The organism is Vibrio sp. SS-MA-C1-2 (assembly GCF_021513135.1).
In the GTDB taxonomy this organism is placed as follows: Bacteria; Pseudomonadota; Gammaproteobacteria; order Enterobacterales; family Vibrionaceae.
Window position 1 is genome coordinate 345,431 of the sequence record NZ_CP090980.1, and the last position, 18,452, is coordinate 363,882.

15 protein-coding genes are annotated in these 18,452 nt (G+C 38.9%); 5 read left to right on the forward strand and 10 right to left on the reverse strand.

Annotated elements, in window-relative coordinates; translation table 11 throughout:
- Nucleotides 1-23 precede the first annotated feature (23 nt).
- Both L0B53_RS01575 and L0B53_RS01580 read right to left on the reverse strand, forming a co-directional pair.
- Nucleotides 24-1,082 (reverse strand): porin, encoded by a 1,059-nt coding sequence (locus tag L0B53_RS01575; RefSeq protein WP_235059557.1) that lies wholly within the window; start codon nucleotides 1,080-1,082, stop codon nucleotides 24-26.
- A 374-nt stretch (nucleotides 1,083-1,456) separates the two neighbouring features.
- Nucleotides 1,457-1,726: a DUF2960 domain-containing protein gene (locus tag L0B53_RS01580; RefSeq protein ID WP_235059558.1), complete on the reverse strand. Its 270-nt coding sequence runs from the start codon at nucleotides 1,724-1,726 to the stop codon at nucleotides 1,457-1,459.
- A 216-nt stretch (nucleotides 1,727-1,942) separates the two neighbouring features.
- Between L0B53_RS01580 and L0B53_RS01585 the strand changes: the two genes are divergently transcribed.
- Nucleotides 1,943-3,310, forward strand: coding sequence for an L-serine ammonia-lyase (locus L0B53_RS01585; protein WP_235059559.1), 1,368 nt, complete (start codon nucleotides 1,943-1,945; stop codon nucleotides 3,308-3,310).
- Nucleotides 3,311-3,427: 117 nt separating this feature from the next.
- Here the strand turns inward: L0B53_RS01585 and L0B53_RS01590 are convergent, their stop codons facing one another.
- Nucleotides 3,428-4,021: a DUF1131 family protein gene (locus tag L0B53_RS01590; protein ID WP_235059560.1), complete on the reverse strand. Its 594-nt coding sequence runs from the start codon at nucleotides 4,019-4,021 to the stop codon at nucleotides 3,428-3,430.
- 248 nt (nucleotides 4,022-4,269) lie between these two features.
- Here L0B53_RS01590 and L0B53_RS01595 point away from each other — a divergent pair, with 248 nt between their 5' ends.
- Nucleotides 4,270-4,452, forward strand: coding sequence for a hypothetical protein (locus L0B53_RS01595; RefSeq protein ID WP_235059561.1), 183 nt, complete (start codon nucleotides 4,270-4,272; stop codon nucleotides 4,450-4,452).
- Nucleotides 4,453-4,796: 344 nt separating this feature from the next.
- On the forward strand, nucleotides 4,797-4,982 hold the full coding sequence (locus L0B53_RS01600) for a hypothetical protein (protein WP_235059562.1): 186 nt from the start codon (nucleotides 4,797-4,799) through the stop codon (nucleotides 4,980-4,982).
- Between the two features lie 255 nt (nucleotides 4,983-5,237).
- Here the strand turns inward: L0B53_RS01600 and L0B53_RS01605 are convergent, their stop codons facing one another.
- Nucleotides 5,238-5,735, reverse strand: coding sequence for a protein disulfide oxidoreductase (locus L0B53_RS01605; RefSeq protein ID WP_235059563.1), 498 nt, complete (start codon nucleotides 5,733-5,735; stop codon nucleotides 5,238-5,240).
- A 333-nt stretch (nucleotides 5,736-6,068) separates the two neighbouring features.
- Between L0B53_RS01605 and L0B53_RS01610 the strand changes: the two genes are divergently transcribed.
- A complete protein-coding gene (locus L0B53_RS01610) occupies nucleotides 6,069-6,470 on the forward strand; it encodes a phosphate-starvation-inducible protein PsiE (RefSeq protein WP_235059564.1) in 402 nt (133 codons plus the stop codon).
- A 297-nt stretch (nucleotides 6,471-6,767) separates the two neighbouring features.
- Here L0B53_RS01610 and L0B53_RS01615 read toward each other — a convergent pair whose 3' ends face one another.
- From L0B53_RS01615 to L0B53_RS01625, 3 genes are all read right to left on the reverse strand, one after another.
- Nucleotides 6,768-7,529: a Sir2 family NAD-dependent protein deacetylase gene (locus L0B53_RS01615; RefSeq protein ID WP_235059565.1), complete on the reverse strand. Its 762-nt coding sequence runs from the start codon at nucleotides 7,527-7,529 to the stop codon at nucleotides 6,768-6,770.
- On the reverse strand, nucleotides 7,529-9,133 hold the full coding sequence (locus L0B53_RS01620; protein ID WP_235059566.1) for a cation:proton antiporter family protein: 1,605 nt from the start codon (nucleotides 9,131-9,133) through the stop codon (nucleotides 7,529-7,531). The genes L0B53_RS01615 and L0B53_RS01620 overlap by 1 nt, the downstream gene beginning before the upstream one ends.
- 363 nt (nucleotides 9,134-9,496) lie before the next feature.
- Nucleotides 9,497-10,318 (reverse strand): carboxylesterase, encoded by an 822-nt coding sequence (locus L0B53_RS01625; protein ID WP_235059567.1) that lies wholly within the window; start codon nucleotides 10,316-10,318, stop codon nucleotides 9,497-9,499.
- A gap of 263 nt (nucleotides 10,319-10,581) precedes the next feature.
- Here L0B53_RS01625 and L0B53_RS01630 point away from each other — a divergent pair, with 263 nt between their 5' ends.
- Nucleotides 10,582-11,004, forward strand: coding sequence for an AAA family ATPase (locus tag L0B53_RS01630; protein ID WP_235059568.1), 423 nt, complete (start codon nucleotides 10,582-10,584; stop codon nucleotides 11,002-11,004).
- Between the two features lie 73 nt (nucleotides 11,005-11,077).
- Here the strand turns inward: L0B53_RS01630 and glgB are convergent, their stop codons facing one another.
- The 3 genes from glgB to L0B53_RS01645 form a co-directional block, all read right to left on the reverse strand.
- Nucleotides 11,078-13,282, reverse strand: coding sequence for a 1,4-alpha-glucan branching protein GlgB (gene glgB / locus L0B53_RS01635; protein WP_235059569.1), 2,205 nt, complete (start codon nucleotides 13,280-13,282; stop codon nucleotides 11,078-11,080).
- Nucleotides 13,283-13,328: 46 nt separating this feature from the next.
- Nucleotides 13,329-15,509: a 4-alpha-glucanotransferase gene (gene malQ, locus L0B53_RS01640; protein WP_235059570.1), complete on the reverse strand. Its 2,181-nt coding sequence runs from the start codon at nucleotides 15,507-15,509 to the stop codon at nucleotides 13,329-13,331.
- Nucleotides 15,510-15,638: 129 nt separating this feature from the next.
- Entirely contained in the window at nucleotides 15,639-18,101 is a 2,463-nt protein-coding gene (locus tag L0B53_RS01645; RefSeq protein WP_235059571.1) for a glycogen/starch/alpha-glucan phosphorylase, read from the reverse strand.
- Nucleotides 18,102-18,452: the final 351 nt, after the last annotated feature.

Below are 18,452 nucleotides of genomic sequence, written 5' to 3' on the forward strand. Positions count from 1 at the left end.
ACTAAACACTTATATGAGATGATTTAGAACTTCAACATCATACCGACAGTTGCAAGGCTGTTTTTACCATTGCTGCCGTAACCAAGATCTGTTTGACCTTGAGCTAAAGTCACGTAAGTCTTCATTGCTGGACTAAAGTTATAATCCGCACCAATGGCATAGTTATAAGTATCATATGATTCAGAACCATCTTTTTGTTCTAAATCACCATAGGCCCATTGAGCTTTCAGTAAAATTTTTCCCAAGTGATAGCCAGCATTTAACAAGTAAGCGTTTTGAGATTCAATATTTTCACGAGAAAGCCCTACAGTGCCTAATCCTCTCATACCACCTTCACCAGAAAGATCATCATCACCATGACCATCCGCATTTTGATAAGCTGCACCAAACTCAAAGGCACCGACATGATATTTACCGGTTAATTTAATAATATCCGTATCATTAATATTATTATTATAGGCTAAACCCACTGCCCAAGTTTTGCTGGTGCTATAAGTTAAAGCTGTTGAAATACCATCAGCAGGACCATTGTCACCCTCGCTCCCCTCACCAGGCTGAATAATCATTGTCCACTGTAAGCCACCTAAAATAGTTGGTGTTTGGTAGCTTATTAGGTTACTAACACGGTCATCACCAACGAAAACATAATCATAATCAGCATTTGTCTGGTTATCAAAAAGATCAATTCCACCCGCTTTAGTATGCATCACTTGCTTGGTTGCAGAGCTGTAACGACCAAATTTTACCGAACCCCAATTCTGTCCCGCTAAGCCAAAGAAGGTATCACGTTGAACAAGATCAACCTGACTACTCGTATTACTTCCATCGACATTTAAACCAAACTCATATTTATAGATAGCTTTCAAACTCGTGTCTGGCACATCTACATCACCTTTAATACCAAAACGAGAAGCTCTACTTTCAAGTTCCCAGTCATGAGTATTAACACCAGCATGAGTCTCTTGTTCATGATACCCGTAGTCCATTTGAATCAGACCATAAATATCAACTTGACTTGCCATTGCACCGGCTGGAAGTAGAAGGCCAACCAATACTGATTTCGCTAATAAATTACGCTTCATATCTTCACCTATTTATTGTAAATTCCATTAGTGTGATTATTGTTATCACTACCCTAAATATAGGCGAGAAAATTTAAAATTCTAATAACTTATTCATAACAACCAAGCGTTGAGCGTGTCATCAATTATTAATTTTAATCGATAGAAAAAAGATTAAATATTAACCATTGATTGATAGGGTTTTTTTTAAACTGTAGAAAAAATCATATGAGGAGTAAGTGAAATAAAAAAATAAAAAAATGATAAAAAAAAGCAATTGAAACTCTCTAACTAACATTAAATTAAGTCTCAATTGCCGAAGTATTTATTTAACTACGATTCAAGCATTATTCTGATTCAACCATTGTTTCGATTCATCATTGCTCAGTCACGATTTAACTGCGGTTATCTTTTATCGATTGGCTCTCTTCACGCAAGAACGCGATTTTGCCAAAACCTAACTGTTTAAAATAGCTGTCTCGATACTCTTTTACTGCTTTAGAATCGGTTGATACCATACCAACTTGGAGTTCCATTTTTAAAAACTCAGTCAGGTCAATTCCTTCGGCAGCCGCGACAGCTTCATGAATCGTTCTATATTGACCGTAAGAAAATGGAATATCTTTTTGCTTCTTTTTAAATACATAACGCACAGTACGCGCCATAAGGAAATCCTCTCTATTAATCTTTCCACTATTATACCCTTCTTGATTACAGGGTATAGCTAATTTTAATTTACACAGTATCAGTGATATACCTTTATAATCACTATCGGTATAAATAATCTCGGTATATCTATTTGTTAATGAATTGGTTATTATGCTCAGAATAAAAAATTGTTGTGAAAATGTATCACTTATTCACTTTATTAGGTCTTCTTTATGCTTTCAATTTTCGATATTTATAAAATAGGCGTTGGTCCTTCGAGCTCACATACCAATGGTCCAATGCTCGCTAGCTTTAAATTCTATCAACTTATACAAGATCAGCTTTCTAATGTTTCTCGTATTCAAGTTGATCTCTATGGTTCTCTTTCGTTAACGGGTATTGGTCACCATACTGATCGTGCCTCAATTCTTGGTTTGATGGGCTATACACCAGATAATATCGACATTGTTGTAGCTAATAAAAAGATGCAAACGGCAATTTCCGATCAAAAGTTACCATTAAGTGATCAGGTCATTATCGACTTTAATTATCAAACCGATATTCTATTCCACAAAGAAAATCTTCCACTGCATGAGAATGGTATGAAGATCCATGCATTTGATAAATCGGGTCAGAAGATCGTTTCTGAAACATTTTACTCTATCGGTGGTGGATTTATTGCAACCGCGGATGAACTTCAGTTTGGCAAGAAAAATGGGACAGTCACCTTTTCTTATCCTTTCAAATCTGCCGATGATTTGATTAAACTGACAGAGAAGCATGGTTTAAGTTTAGCAACACTAATTCAACAAAATGAGTTGGCTTACCGTAGTGATGACGAACTAACAGCTAAAGCCAATCAAATTTGGCAAGTCATGTCCGATTGTATGGAACGTGGTTTTGCAACTGAAGGCATTTTAGATGGCGGATTAAATGTCACCCGTCGCGCACCTGCTCTACTAAAACACCTAGAAGCAAATGACGACTCCCTTGATCCGATGGCGACACTTGACTGGATCAATCTGTTTGCGTTTGCGGTTAGTGAAGAAAATGCAGCCGGTGGACAAATTGTCACTTCTCCGACAAATGGTGCGGCTGGTGTCATTCCTGCAGTATTAATGTATTACCATAAATTTGTCCGAGAATTAGATGCCAATCAGATTAAAGATTTTCTTGCCGTTTCTGCCGCAATCGGAATGTTGTATAAAGTTAATGCGTCAATCTCTGGTGCTGAAGTAGGCTGTCAGGGTGAGATTGGTGTTTCATCTTCAATGGCGGCGGCTGGCTTAACCTCTTTACGTGGTGGCAGTAATGAGCAGATCTGTATTGCAGCAGAAATTGCCATGGAACACTCATTAGGCATGACTTGTGATCCGATCGGTGGATTAGTACAAATTCCATGCATCGAGCGTAATGCCATGGGCGCAATGAAAGCGATTAATGCATCTAGAATGGCATTAAAAAGAACCAGTAAATCCTTAATATCCCTAGATAAAGTTATCGCGACAATGTATCAGACGGGTAAAGATATGAATAAAAAGTATCGTGAAACATCACAAGGTGGATTAGCGGTTATTCATTTAGCACCACCGTGTGAATAAATTTACTTTAGACTCAGCAAGCCAAGCTTTAAAATTGAAGTAAAAAGCGCTAAATAACAGACGGTGATGGATTCTATTCATCATCGTTGTTATAACTTAGAAGCACATTCTCTCAATCTAATTTTCTCGCCATTGTATTTTAACCACAGAACTACTGTGTAAAACACCCTTTGGTGGAATAACAGAATCAGGACCATTCCATTGAGGATCAAAAATATAATAAAACGGCGATGATTGACTCTTTTGACAAATAACCAAACCCGAAGCCTCTTCAACTCCCGCCTTACAAAGCTCTAAATTATCAATAACTTGTGAAAATCCATCGCCTATTTCTCCCCCTTCGCTAACAAAAACTTCCTTATTTTCAACATTAATCAAAGTAAATCTAGATTGCAGACTTTGTTGAGATCCAGCTTGTTGTCCATAAAACGTAAGTAACAACTTATCCCCTTGCCATAATTGACTTTGGTAGACGGTACTCCCTTCGCTCGATGTTTTGCTATCACGAAAAATAAACCCTTGTTTAACTAAAGAGATATTTAAATCTGCTCGACGGTCAATTTTATCACCTGAAATATATAAGCCAGAGGGTTTTAGCTCAACCTGAATTCGTTCAATCTCATCTTTCTTAACCTGGTCACGTTTACTACAACCCAATAATATTAATGAAAGTGCAGTAACTGATAATAAAACTTTATGCTGATAAAACATACAAGTAAACATCCTCATTCATAAACGATAAAAAACATTAAATAACAATAGATTATACCCAACTAAACTTGCGCCTGTCCCTTATTCATTCCATGCCTGTCCCTCATTTATATTCCCTCATTTACAAGGAGATATAAAAATTAATAAAAAACTTACAACCGGTGTTTTGATTTGAGTCAATTTTATCTAAATTTGCTCGACTATACTCAAAGAGGTTGTTAAAAAAACGTCAAAAAAGGAGATTTAAAATGGAATTGAAACAAGATCCTAAATGTTACACCGATGTCTGTGTTAATGGAAAGTGGTTTCATTATGACCACTGTGGAACCACGGCTTATATGTTAAAAGGCGGAGATTCAAATACGATTCACCTACGCCGCGAACCTTTCACTGAAGATGAATTAATTACCTTGCTTGAAGAGACCTTCTAATGGGTAACGTAAAATTATTTGCTCTTTTACCGATTATTTGAGAATTAACATGAATAATACTTGAATAATCTGTTCAAGGGCTGGGTTTGATATGAAAGGCTCACTATTTATATACCTATAATAACCATTATTTATAAGTCGTCATCCTCTTATTATTTCCCATTCAGATCTCATTAATGTATCAGTATCGCCCCGCTTAACACAGAACAATCACATTAAAACCTCAACTAATTTATCAATGCAAAAAAAGCCTCATTTTCATAACAAAGCTATATCTTTTCAAAAAAGTCATGGTAAACTTCAGTCAATATAATTTTCAAATTTCAAGTGCAGGGAGCGCAACTATGACAAATAATGACGTAATGTTTTCTCAAAGACTAGCAATGATCACAAAATGGCAACCAGAAAATGGCCGTGAATCTCAAGCAATGCAAACGTTGCTCACTTCATGCTTAAATAATAAGCTAGGTGTAAAAGAGAAAGAGCATAATAACCTTCATGTTCATCATCACCGCAATTCTCATTATTAATCTCGTTAGAGCAACACCCTAGCCAAAAAGTGAGTTATTGATATTCAGTCTGTTCTGAATTAACAATAACTCATTTTTCTTTTTATCGTATTATCACACCCCTAAATTAAATACGATATATACCTTAAATCATTGGCGTTGCTAGTAGGCGGCAAGTGAATGCGGCCCCATTAGTTATAGGTGTACTCTATAATTGGGGCGAACGAATGCAGCCAACAACCTAGCGACTACCAAGTAGGAAGGGTATACCTACTCTTATCCAAACAGTTTGGCATACCAGACCCGAGCAATAATTCCAAACGGTGTTGTTGCCCCTGTTGTCATCGAACTTATTTTCCCTTGATATACAATATAAATCGTCGGTGTAACAGAAACACCCCATTCTCGACTGTAATTCCCTTTCTGATCATTAATCACATCAAAATGATACCCTTTATAATCTAGGTACTGCTTCATTTTCTCATCACTTCCTGACGTTAATGCAACTGTCTGAGTAGGGTAATATTCAGATAAAATATCAACTGTCGGAGTCACAACTTTACAAATCGGACACCACGTTGCCCAAAAATAAATAATAACCGGTTGTTCAGCGCTTAATGCATTAACATCAATTCTGTCTCCCTCTAAATTTAGAGTAACGACGGTAGGGATCTCATCGAAAGAGATATCTTTACTGCGCCAAAAATCTATCATTAAAGAAATAATTGCAAAAATAACCATCCATTTTAGTAAATTAAGTGCTCTCGTTTTCAAGTTATACCTTTTTGTTTATACCTAAAATAATTGGCGTTGCTAGTAGGCGACAAGTGAGGCCCCATGAGTATAAATGTACTATATGATTGGGACGAATGAATCCCGTCAACAACCTAGCAGCTTCAAGTAAGAAGGATATATATGTAAATTAATTGGGGGGCTAGTCATCAGCATGTAAGTAATTTCCCATAAGTACAGCAATGATACCTTAAAACCCATTTCATACTTAAAATATCTAGTGCTGTCGTCAACTTAATTGATCACTTTTTTATCTGATAATTATAATTTCATCTATAGTAAAGGATAAGGGTTAGATATTAAAAAGGATTCGAGATGCCATCACATTTACCGCCAAGTTTTACCCGCCACTTTCTAAAAATATTTCATATTGGTGAAGCTATTCTATTAATTGGGATCTCTTTAGCTATATTAGTGGCTATTAGCGATGAATTTATCCATATTTTTCATACAAAAACCGTCACATTGACAGATATCCTCTTAATGTTCATCTATTTAGAAGTATTAGCGATGATCGAGCAATTTGTTTCACATGGTAAAATTCCTGTCCGGTATCCGATTTATATTGCAATTATGGCGATTGCTCGTTATGTCACATTAGGTATGAAGGAGCTTCCACCATCAGAAGTCGCTTGGCTAGCGTTAGCCGCTTTTATTTTAGCGCTATCTACGGTATTAATTCGTTTTGGTAGCCATCATTGGCCTTATAAGAGTTAATGATATGCCGAGAGTAATCGAAGTTGCTAATAGGCGGTAAATGAAAAAGACCTCATGAGTATAGGTTTTCTATATGATTGGGGTTAATATACCTAAAATAATTGGCGTTGCTAGTAGGCGGCAAGTGAGTGAGGCCCCCTGAGTATAGGTGTACTCTATGATTGGGGCGAACGAATACAGCCAACAACCTAGCGACTTCAAGTATGAAGGGTATAGAAGCAACTCAAGTAAGATATGCCTAATAATAGAGTAACTGAGTAAGATCGACTCTTATATCATTCATAAAGTATCCAAACGCTATGACATTAACTCATTTATTTTTTCTTTCGCTAAATCCAGTCCAATTGACGCTTTTTGTTTAATCACTAAGTCTGCTCTTCTTGCTGCTTCGCCTAAATTAGAATATTCATTCGGATTAGCGTTAGGATCAATGAGTATGCCATATGGATTAAATCCGTGTCCAAAATAATGCTGTAAAGGATTAACTTCTAGTGTTGTCCCTATAACAATAAAGATATCCTCAGGACGCATAGAATCTAATAATTGATACATAGGTGGGTAAGTCTGTTCAACACTTTCACCAAAAAATATCACAGATGGCTTACAAGCCGGTTTATAGCCGAAACCCTTTACATAATCTTGTTGGTAATTGTACTCACTAAAACCAATATTTATTTGATGATCAGGGCGATTGATATAATCAGGAATGATATGGGTAAGTAAGCCATGAATATGCAAAACATTCTTAATTTTAGCCTGCTCTTGAAGGTCAGAAATATTTGCCGTAATAGAGAAAACGCGATCCGGACCAAATTGGGTTTGCAGCTCTTTTATTAATAAATGTGCACGATTAGGTTTACACTGAGCTAATGCAATACGCCTTTGATTATAAAATTGATGCACTTTGGCGTAATTCTTTTGCCAAGTATCAATATTACAAACATCATTAATATCATGACCTTCCCATAACCCATCTGCATCACGAAAAGTTGGAACGCCTGACTCGGCATCTAAACCTGCGCCAGAAAAGATAATAACCCTAGGTTTTCCAGTAAACATTAAGACTCCTCCTTTTGCGATCTCGGAGTTAAATCCAATTTTAAACGGTCACACACATGTTGAGCAAAACCGGTACCCGCTTCGTTATAAAGATTAAATGCAGCATCCGCCCCACTCTCAAGTAGACCATCAATTTGATCCGAATATTCAGCAATTGCGGCAACTTTGCCTTCAAAACCTTTTTGCTTTAATTGCTCTAAGGCAATTTGATTCGCTTGATGGTGTGGCATCGCGAGTAAGACTAATTTAACATTTTGAGTGTTTAAGATCCTTGCCCAAAAATCAGAATCGGTTGCATCCGCAGTAATCACGTTACGCCCCTCTTCTTTATGTTTATCGGTCATCTCCTCTCGCACTTCAACACCCAATAAAGTATCACCAAACTGCCGATGTAACTCTTTATACGCGCCTGTCCCTATTCTTCCCATGCCTAATATCAACACTTTCGCATCACCTGGGTTTATTAAACGGTCTTTTTGATTCAGCCGCTCCATCGTGGTCTCTTTCAACCACTGACTAGAATATTGATAAAATTGATGCCCTAAACGATTCAATGGAGCAGAAATCATAAAGGAAAGAGAGACAGCAAGTGCAATCGCAGTCAGAATATCCGCAGGCATCCAACCTAATTGATACGCTAATCCGCCAACAATCAAACCAAACTCACTGTAATTAAAGAGCGTTAATGACGCTAAAAACGAGGTTCGAACTCTAAAATTAAATTGGTTGAGAATAAAGAAATATAAAACCCCTTTAATAGGTAACATCAGTAATAACAATACAGCCAATACGGCGCCGCTTACAGTAAGCGAAACTGATAAACCAATATTTAAGAAGAAACAAACTAAAAAAAGTTCTTTCATATTAAACAGGGACTTTGAAAGTTCAGAAGCTTTTTTGTGACCAGCAAGCAACATTCCAAGAATCAATGCACCTAGATCCGGCTTCATGCCTACCAACTCAAACAGGCCTGCACCCACCACCAGCGCCATGAAAATACCGAATAGTACCAACATTTCACCGTGGCCGACTTTATCAAGCAAGCGATAAAAAAGAGGACGTAGCAGTGGAAGAGCAAAGAGAGCAATCGCATACCACTCAGGAACTTTACCTGTTGAGGCGGTTAAAAATAATACCGCAAAGATGTCTTGCATTACTAGGATACCGATAGCGATAGTGCCAAAGGTTGCGTTCATCTCTCCTTTCTCTTGTAACGTTTTGACTGCAAACACGGTACTAGAAAAGGAGAGCGCAAAACCCAAAACAATCAGTTCACGGTTGGCCATCTCAGCCAGAGACGTCATTCCTGTTAACTTCAATGCATAGAGAATAAAGGTAAAAAGCAACGTGGTGGCCACATTATGAAGTGTCGAGCCCAGCCAAATCTCTTTACCTAATAAGGTTTTGATATCAAGCTTTAAACCAATAGTAAACAGAAGTAGAAGGACACCAAGATCGGCAAGTGCAGTAATTGTTGGCTGGGTTTGATAACCAAAAAAGTGTAAACCAAAACCAGTAAAAAGGAAGCCAACCATTGGAGGAAGATGACATTTCAGCGCTAAAAAACCTGAGAGGAACGCAGCGGTAATGATAATAACTTCCATATCGACAATAAGCACCTTTTTCTAAAAAATCTATTTTATTTAGTATGTTACAATTGTATGCCAAATCAACAGTAGTTAGCAAGAAAGTAAATATAGTTTAGTAACGGAGAAAATAAATAGTGTCTATCGAGCGCTTATTTATAACATTCAAAATGAAAATTTAAAAGAACAATAAAAAGAGACGAATTGATAATACTTAAGAAAAAATGTCTCTTTTTTATTTCAGATATATACCCTTCTTACTTGAAGTTGCTAGGTTGTTGGCTGAGCTCATTTGCCCCAATCATATAATACATTTATACTCATGGGGCTTCACTCACTTGCCGCCTACTAGCAACGCCAATTACTTTGGGTATAACAACTTTATTTTAAGAAATTCACAGTTTTCAAAATCACTTGTTGCTGCTGATCATTATCTGAGAATACCCCAAAAATATGACCCACTTTTGAAATTTCGATATGCTTTGCCAAAGCTTCACGGTTATTTTCAGTTAAGACTTTTGGTGCATCCGTCACCACTTTATCATCCGTTTCACCGGTAATAAATTGTACATCGCCTTTATAGTGTTTAAAGCTATTAATCACATCATATTGTAGCAACGACTCGATAAACTGATCTGAAACTGTTAATTTTCTAAAACCTAAATCCAAGGTAACTTTACCTTGCTCTTTCGCTGTCGCTTTATCTTGTTGAGAAATCCCTTGATATAACTCATCCAACTGCATTGGCGTTGACCATAAAGAAAGTTTATTGATCTCTTTATAATCACTAAAAGCTAAAATAGAGATCTCTCCCCCTAAACTAAAGCCTTGGACTTCAATATTTGTTGCGCCTTTATCAACTAAAAACTGATACGCATTTTGTGCATCTTCGACCATAGTCGTGATTGATGCTTTATCTGAAGTCACAGGAGAATCACCAAAACCTCTAAAATCAATACGTAGAGAGTTAACCCCTTCTTTCTCTAAACTATTCGCCAATGAAGTATAAAGATCACCCACTTCATGACGAGAAGAACCATAACCATGCAGCATTAAAACGGTTTTAGTCGCTGGTGTATCAGCAACAACATAAGTGCCCACTGCGCCATCAATATTAACGATTGTCTCGTCGGCCATTGCTGTTCCCATAAATAAAGAGCTTATAGCAAAAGTGGCAAATCCTTTTATAAATCTATTTTTCATACTTTCTAATTTCCATTGCTTGACCCAATCAGTTCTTTTACTACTATACCCTTCATACTTGAAGTCGCTAGGTTGTTGGCTGCACTCGTTCGCCCCAATCATAGAGTATACCTATACTCATGGGGCCTCACTCACTTGCCGCCTACTAGCGACTCCAATTATTTTAGGTATATAAATGAAGATTGAGATATTTAATTTATTGATAAGTCCGTATCATACCATCATATTATTCTTATCCACTAATAAATGCAGAGACCTCTTTAATGACAGTAAAACAGAAACTCACACTAATTAGAGGCGTTCCCGGCAGTGGTAAATCAACTTTAGGTGCGACATTAAATGGTACATTACTCGAAGCAGATATGTATTTTATTGATAAAAAAGGCAATTATCGTTTCAACGGTAATAAAATAAAGCAAGCCCATCAGTGGTGTCAAAATGAAACTAAAAACGCCCTATTACGAGGGGAAGATGTTATTGTTGCGAATACCTTTATTAAACTTTGGGAAATGCAATTTTATTTAGAGTTACCCCACCAACTCAATTTGCCGATAGAAGTCGAAGTTATCGAACTAGAAGGCCGATTCCAAAATATTCATCAGATCCCTAACAGGGTAATTCAAAAGATGAAATCACAATTCCAACCTTACTCTTACAACGCGACAGCTACAATCAGGCACAAATAAAAAAGCCCTTATGTCATTATTAAAAATAAAAACAATAAGGGCTTTTTAAATTTTATACTTTTAACTAAATAGATTATTTATCAGCGTGAAACAACCAATATTGCGTTGAAAGCGGCGGCAAATTAACCACAATCGAGAACGGTGACTCACCAACAGCAATCGCTTCCGCTACAGCGTCTGATGTAACAGGATATTGACTACCATTATAATATTCAGCATCACTATTTAAGATCAATTCATAACGTCCAGCCAATGGAACACCGATACGGTAAGCCACTTTTGGATCTGGGGTTAAATTCGCTGCCACCAATACACGCTGCTCTCCTTGTTCAGAAAGACGCTCCCACGCTAAGATGCTGTTCTCACGATCTAATTCCACACGCCATTCGAAACCACGATCACTGCAATCCAATTGATGCAAAGCCGGATATTGACGATAAACTTGGTTCAGATCACGGGTTAGATTCTGCATCCCTTGGTATTGAGGCTGCTCTAGCAGTGACCAATCAAGCTCGGCATCATGGTTCCATTCGGTTTTTTGACCAAACTCCGCGCCCATAAAGTTAAGCTTTTTGCCCGGCATACCATACATATAACCGTAATAAGCACGCGCGTTGGCCATCTGCTGCCACTCATCGCCCGGCATCTTATTGGCAATCGCCCCTTTACCGTAAACCACTTCGTCATGAGAAAGTGATAGCACATAGTTTTCACTAAAGGCATAAACTAGCGGGAAAGTGATGGTATCATGGTGCCATTTACGGTGAACGCTCTCCTCTTGGAAATAAGCGAGAGAGTCATGCATCCACCCCATATTCCACTTAAAACCAAACCCTAAACCATTGAGATCAACAGGACGAGAGACCCCATCAAAAGCCGTTGACTCTTCTGCAATCGTCATCACATTTGGATAGTGACGATACGCTTCTAAATTCACCCATTTCAACAGATCGATAGCATCGTAATTGTGATTACCACCATCACGATTCGGGATCCATTGATCATGTTCACGTGAATAGTCAAGGTAGAGCATCGACGCCACCGCATCGACACGTAAACCGTCAATATGGAAATTATCCAACCAATAAAGCGCATTGGCCACTAAGAAACGACGAACATGTTCACGGCCATAGTCATAAATATAGCTCTTCCAATCTTGATGCCAGCCACGACGAGGGTCAGGATCATTAAATAGCGCCGTCCCATCGAAATTAGCTAAACCATGTTCATCAGAAGGAAAATGAGCAGGAACCCAATCCAATACTACGCCCACACCCGCTTGGTGACATTGATCGACAAAGTATTTAAAGTCGTCAGGTGAGCCATAACGGCTGGTTGGCGAAAACATACCAATAGTTTGATAGCCCCACGAACCATAAAAAGGATGTTCACTGATCGGCATCAATTCAACATGCGTGTAACCCATCTCAACTAAATACGGCACCAGTTGATCAGCTAATTGACGATAATTTAAAAAATCACCATTGTGATCGCGACGCCAACTACCGGCATGCAACTCATAAAATGAGAGTGCTTCAGTGTGCTTCTCTGTGACTTCACGTTGGCACCATGCACTATCTTTCCATTGGTAGCCTTGTTGATTGTAAACCTTTGATGCAAATGAAGGATATTGCTCACTGTCATACCCCCAAGGATCAGCTTTGTTTGGCAGTAAATTGCCCGTTGAATCTTTAAGCTCAAACTTGTAACGCTCACCTTCTGAAAGAGAAGGAACAAATAGCCCCCAAAGACCATCATCCATACGTTGCAGTGGGTGGCGTCGACCATCCCAGCTATTAAAATCACCAATCACGCTGACAGTTGACGCATTCGGCGCATAAACCACAAAACGGACCCCCGTAACCTCTTTTCCGTCACGAGAAACCGTCAGTAACTGTGCGCCCATCTCTTTATATTGAGAACTGGGCTCTAACAGTGCGGCTTTCGACGGATAAATATTATGGAATTGGTAAGGGTCAGCAATTTGTTGAACGCCACTTTGCCATTCAATTGCCAGCTCATAATAGCGAGCCGTTAAATCAAGATCTTTAAGTGCATGAGAAGATGACAGCACAAATGCACCATGGTGCGGTTGAGAAAGTGCAATAGTTTGACCATCATCTAGCACAAGAGAGACATTTATTGCTCCAGGCATCCAGACATTAAGAAGGTCATCATTATCAAACTGAGGACCAAGAATCGAAAAAGGGTCTGATAGCTCAGCGCATTCTAATTGATGATATCGGGTTTTACTTAATAGGTGGTTCGTCCCAGACAAAATATTTCTCCTTAAAAAAAGGCCCGTAATGGGCCTCTATATAAATTTATTTTTGACTCGCTTCTGCTCTTATTCTTGTCAAGTCATTGGTTAATTGAGCAATATCATCTCGAGAAAAGATATCACCTAGATTCGCAGATAGCTTACGGCGCCAGTTGGGGTACTCATCAACAGTACCCGGAATGTTGACTGGCTTATCCATTTCTAACCAATCTTCCAATTGTAAACTTAATAGCGCACTAGCACCAGCAGCAAGATGCTTCTGCATACTAAAGTTAAGTGCTTGCTCCATTGGCATTGCATTTGCATTATGACCAATACCATCAGGTAAATAACCATGCCAGTTTAAGCTATCAACTAGGCGCTGTTTAGATTCAGCTCGATCATCAAAAAGACCTTGAAGCTGTTCTTTATCTGGATAAAGCCCTAATTCGCTGCCCATCTTAAGATCTTCACAGTGCCAAAATCCTTTTAAGGTTGGCATATCATGCGTACAAAGTGCAGACATCGATTGCTCTGGATAGTGACTTGGAGAGTAGTAACCACCATCTTCAGCAACTTCAAAGAAGAAAACTTTATAAGAGTGAACACCTGCATCGGCCAGTAAAGAGATAATTTCATCAGGCACGGTACCTAGATCTTCACCGATAACCGCACACTGATGACGATGGCTCTCTAAAGCGAGAATGGAAAGCATATCTTGTACTGGGTAATAGATATATGCACCATTATTCGCAGATTCGCCACGAGGAATAAGCCATAAACGAAGCAACCCCAGAACATGATCGATACGTAAAGCACCACAAGATCGCATATTGGCACGTAACATATTGATATAAGCTTTGTAGCCACTATTTTTTAGCGTTAATGGATTAAGTGGCGGCAGTCCCCAATTTTGACCGAGTGGACCTAGGATATCTGGCGGCGCGCCAACCGAAAGATCCATACATAATGTACCGTCGTTTGCCCAAGTTTCAGAACCGCACTCGCTCACACCTACGGCAAGGTCACGATAAAGACCAAGGGTCATGCCCTGCTCTTTAGCAAAATGTTGCACTTCACTCAGTTGTTCCGCTGCCTGCCATTGGCTATACATATAAAGCTGAATCGTATCTTGATTTTCAATAATGTAATTCTGTACATCCTTACGATCAAACTGGCGATATTTCTCTGGAAAAACGGGCCAGCCCCAACAGTTTGAATCTTGTTGGATTAACTCAGCGTGCAGTGCATCAAATGCCGCTTGATGAACTAAGCTATCTCCGCCTTCTTTAACAAATGCTTGAAACGCTTTTGCTCGAACACTGTTCTTTGCTAAATGTTGCTGTTGAAACACCTTAAATAATAGAGGCAGAATCGCCATCTTAAGGGCAGAAACTTCACGATATTGTACCCATTCATTTGAGCGCGCTACAGAAATTCGTTGTTGGAAATCAACACTGCCTACTAAATTTTGAGCTTCTTCACTTTGAGCAAATTCAGCAATCGCACCCACATCTAAATAGATCGTATTTAGCCAAGTACGAGATGATGGGCTATACGGACTTGCCGACTCAGGCATTGCTGGAAATAGAGAGTGAATTGGGTTTAAGCCAACAAAATCACCACCACGTTGAGCAATTTCACCCACTAACTGTTTTAGATCACCAAAATCACCGATACCCCAGTTTTGCTCAGTACGTAGCGTATAAAGCTGTATACTGGTACCCCAGGACTTCTTACCTTCTGCTAATGTTGGTTGTTTATAGCAACTCGCTGGCGTCACAATAAGGGTCATTTCATAAGGGGTTTTACGACGTTTTCGATTAACGTTTAGCGTATGATAACCCTCGGATAAGGTTACAGGGAGTAAGAAAACGATCGCGCCATTTTCTGTACGCTCATCACGCACGTCAAGATCACTTAACTGACCGTTGGTGACGTCACCTTGCTCAGTTTCTAGCTGCCAACTAAACTCATTAACACGCGCACTTGTAGCGACATGCAATGAGATTTCTAGTGGCTTATCTTGTTGAATAACCAATACAGGATCAAGAACGGGTTGTTGATGCATTTTTTGAGCTGAAGCAAGTAATTTGCTGTCACTGCTTGTATCATAACCTAAACCAGCAAGGATCTTACGTTGCTGCTCTTCTGATACATGAGCTTCATCGCCCCAAGCACTGATATAGCTCTCCGCTAAGCCGGCTAACTTTGCAACCTGTTGTAATTCAGTTTCTTTTGTCATTTGAATTCCTTATAAACAGTATCTTCACTATTTATCTCTATCTCTTAATGATTGAAATCATCTCACTCAGAGGATGAAAGCATGATTAAATCTTTCATCCTCTGGTATTATCCATAATTTAGTTAATGATTATTGGCTTTTAACTGATTTCAATTTCCAAATGTTATTGGCATAATCACGAATGCTTCGGTCAGAGCTAAATTTGCCAACTGAAACACTATTAATAATGGCCATTTTAGCCCAGTTGCTCTGGTCTCTATAGGCACGATCAATACGCTCATGAGCATTAACATAACTTGCAAAGTCAGCCAGCACTAAATATGGGTCACCGCCATCAAGAAGATTATGACGAATACCCGCGAATGCATTTGGATTACCCGGCGTGAATCGATCTGAGCCTAACATATCAAGCGAAGCTCTTAATATGCTATCTGAATTGTAATAATCATAAGGCTTATAACCAGAAGCTTTAAGGGCTAAGACTTCATCCACTAATAGACCAAAGATGAAAATATTCTCATCGCCAACTTCTTCACGAATCTCAACGTTAGCACCATCCATTGTACCGATGGTTAATGCGCCGTTTAATGCCAGCTTCATGTTACCTGTTCCAGACGCTTCTTTACCGGCAGTAGAAATCTGCTCTGAAACATCCGCGGCTGGAATGATCATCTCTGCAAGGCTAACACGGTAATCAGGCATAAAGACAACTTTAAGCTTGCCATTAATACGTTTGTCGTTATTAACGGTATCAGCCACTTTATTGATTGCATGAATGATCTCTTTTGCGAGAGCATAACCCGGAGCAGCTTTCGCACCAAAGATAAATACGCGCGGATGCATATCGAAATCTGCATCGTTAAGCAGACGATGATACAAGGCTAAAATATTTAGCAAGTTTAAGTGTTGACGCTTATATTCGTGTAGACGTTTGATCTGTACATCAAAAATCGCATTAGTATCGATCTCAATGTCCATATTCTCTTTGATCCAATCCGCTAAACGTTGTTTATTCACCTTCTTCGCGGCCATAAACTGCTGTTGGAATTGCGGGTCATCAGCATACTTTTCTAGCTCTTTTAGCTTATCAAGATCACCAACCCACTCGTCACCAATTTTATTACTGAATAGCTCAGCCAGATCAGGGTTACAATACTTTAACCAGCGACGTGGTGTTACGCCATTGGTTACGTTTTGTAGTTTACCCGGGAATAGTTGATCAAATTCAGGGAAAAGGTCACGTTTAACTAATTCAGAGTGAAGCGCAGCGACACCATTTACCGCATAAGTACTGACAACACAAAGGTTTGCCATGCGTACCATACGTTGATGCCCTTCTTCGATAATCGAAAGTTTCGCTTTCTTCTCATTATCGCCCGGCCACTGCTTTTCAACTAATGTCATGAAACGTGCATTAATTTCAAAAATAATCTCTAGGTGACGAGGGAGTAGCTGACCAATCAGAGCTTCGCTCCACTTCTCTAACGCTTCTGGAAGTAAAGTATGGTTAGTATATGCAAATGTCTTAGAACAGATTGCCCATGCACTGTCCCAACTTAGCTCATACTCATCAATTAAGATGCGCATTAATTCTGGGATCGCAATGGTTGGGTGTGTATCATTTAATTGAATAGCTTCTAGCTTAGCAAGGTCTTCTAAAGCATGACCCGCAGCAAGATGACGCTCAAGGATATCAGCAATAGAACAAGCACAATGGAAGTACTGCTGCATTAAACGCAGTGTTTTACCTGAATCGTGGTTATCATTTGGATAAAGAACTTTCGTTACGTTACCCGCTTCAATCGCAGAGAATTGAGCACCTAAATAATCACCTTGGTCAAAACGTTGCAGGTTGAATGGCGCAGACGTCTTACATTCCCATAAACGTAAAGGATAAACAGAGTCATTTTTATAACCAACAATTGGCAAATCCCATGCAATCCCTTCAACAAATAATGCAGGGACCCAACGACGCCCTTGGTTACCATTCTCTTTAATATAAGTTTCAATCGAACCATATAAACCGATATTTTTAGTGAGTTCAGGACGCTGAACTTCCCAAGGGTAACCTTGTTCACCACGCCATGCATCAGGCGCCTCTTGTTGCTCACCATCGTCAAAAGACTGACGGAATAAACCATATTCATAATGCAGGCCATAACCTACCGCAGGAAACTCTTGTGCGGCTAATGATTCCATAAAACATGCAGCGAGACGCCCTAACCCACCATTACCTAAAGCAGGATCTCTCTCTTCTTCAAGCAGGTCAGAAAGATTCAGGCCTAGCTCAGACATTGCCACGGCAACATCATCATAAAGATCCATGTTAATCAAGTTGTTACCTGTTAAACGACCAATTAAAAACTCAAGAGAAAGGTAATTAACACTGCGGCTATTGCTTGCCGATAAATTTTGTTCGGTAGCTAATAGGTTTGCGGTTGTAGACTCTGCTAAAGCACGACCTAAAGCCAGATACCAATCTTGTTCAGTCGCAGTTTCAACGGTTTTAGCAAACGTAGTGACTAAGTGTCTAGTTACTGCTGCTTTAAATTCATTGCGATTAAACGCTTGTGTTTTTATTGAAGTCGTCATGATTATCTCGCTTTCTTATATAACTAATTATGATGTGTTGTATTTGTCATATAATGGCCTAAATTGCGAGAAATACCTCATCCTAGGGTAAATTAATTTAGGGAGGAGTAGGGAGGAGGAGCTTATTTATATTGAGTTTTCATTGAAGTAGAGAGGATTACAGTCGACATAAATCCAACTGAATGAGAATTAAACTCGTCCAAAAAACAATCAACAATGAACAAAAAAAGCTCAAAAAATAGAACTAAAGGTCAAAAGTTAGTCAAATATCATCAATACACGATAAAAATATAACCAACGCGCAATAATCAACAATCTATACCTAAAATTATTGGCGTTGTTAGTTGGCGA

What these genes read in the sequence shown, in the direction of transcription:
- L0B53_RS01575 (WP_235059557.1), bottom strand. Translation starts at nt 1,082, where the DNA reads ATGAAGCGTAATTTATTAGCGAAATCAGTATTGGTTGGCCTTCTACTT.
- L0B53_RS01580 (WP_235059558.1), bottom strand. Translation starts at nt 1,726, where the DNA reads ATGGCGCGTACTGTGCGTTATGTATTTAAAAAGAAGCAAAAAGATATT.
- L0B53_RS01585 (WP_235059559.1), top strand. Translation starts at nt 1,943, where the DNA reads ATGCTTTCAATTTTCGATATTTATAAAATAGGCGTTGGTCCTTCGAGC.
- L0B53_RS01590 (WP_235059560.1), bottom strand. Translation starts at nt 4,021, where the DNA reads ATGTTTTATCAGCATAAAGTTTTATTATCAGTTACTGCACTTTCATTA.
- L0B53_RS01595 (WP_235059561.1), top strand. Translation starts at nt 4,270, where the DNA reads ATGGAATTGAAACAAGATCCTAAATGTTACACCGATGTCTGTGTTAAT.
- L0B53_RS01600 (WP_235059562.1), top strand. Translation starts at nt 4,797, where the DNA reads ATGACAAATAATGACGTAATGTTTTCTCAAAGACTAGCAATGATCACA.
- L0B53_RS01610 (WP_235059564.1), top strand. Translation starts at nt 6,069, where the DNA reads ATGCCATCACATTTACCGCCAAGTTTTACCCGCCACTTTCTAAAAATA.
- L0B53_RS01615 (WP_235059565.1), bottom strand. Translation starts at nt 7,529, where the DNA reads ATGTTTACTGGAAAACCTAGGGTTATTATCTTTTCTGGCGCAGGTTTA.
- L0B53_RS01620 (WP_235059566.1), bottom strand. Translation starts at nt 9,133, where the DNA reads ATGGAAGTTATTATCATTACCGCTGCGTTCCTCTCAGGTTTTTTAGCG.
- L0B53_RS01625 (WP_235059567.1), bottom strand. Translation starts at nt 10,318, where the DNA reads ATGAAAAATAGATTTATAAAAGGATTTGCCACTTTTGCTATAAGCTCT.
- L0B53_RS01630 (WP_235059568.1), top strand. Translation starts at nt 10,582, where the DNA reads ATGACAGTAAAACAGAAACTCACACTAATTAGAGGCGTTCCCGGCAGT.
- malQ (WP_235059570.1), bottom strand. Translation starts at nt 15,509, where the DNA reads ATGACAAAAGAAACTGAATTACAACAGGTTGCAAAGTTAGCCGGCTTA.
- L0B53_RS01645 (WP_235059571.1), bottom strand. Translation starts at nt 18,101, where the DNA reads ATGACGACTTCAATAAAAACACAAGCGTTTAATCGCAATGAATTTAAA.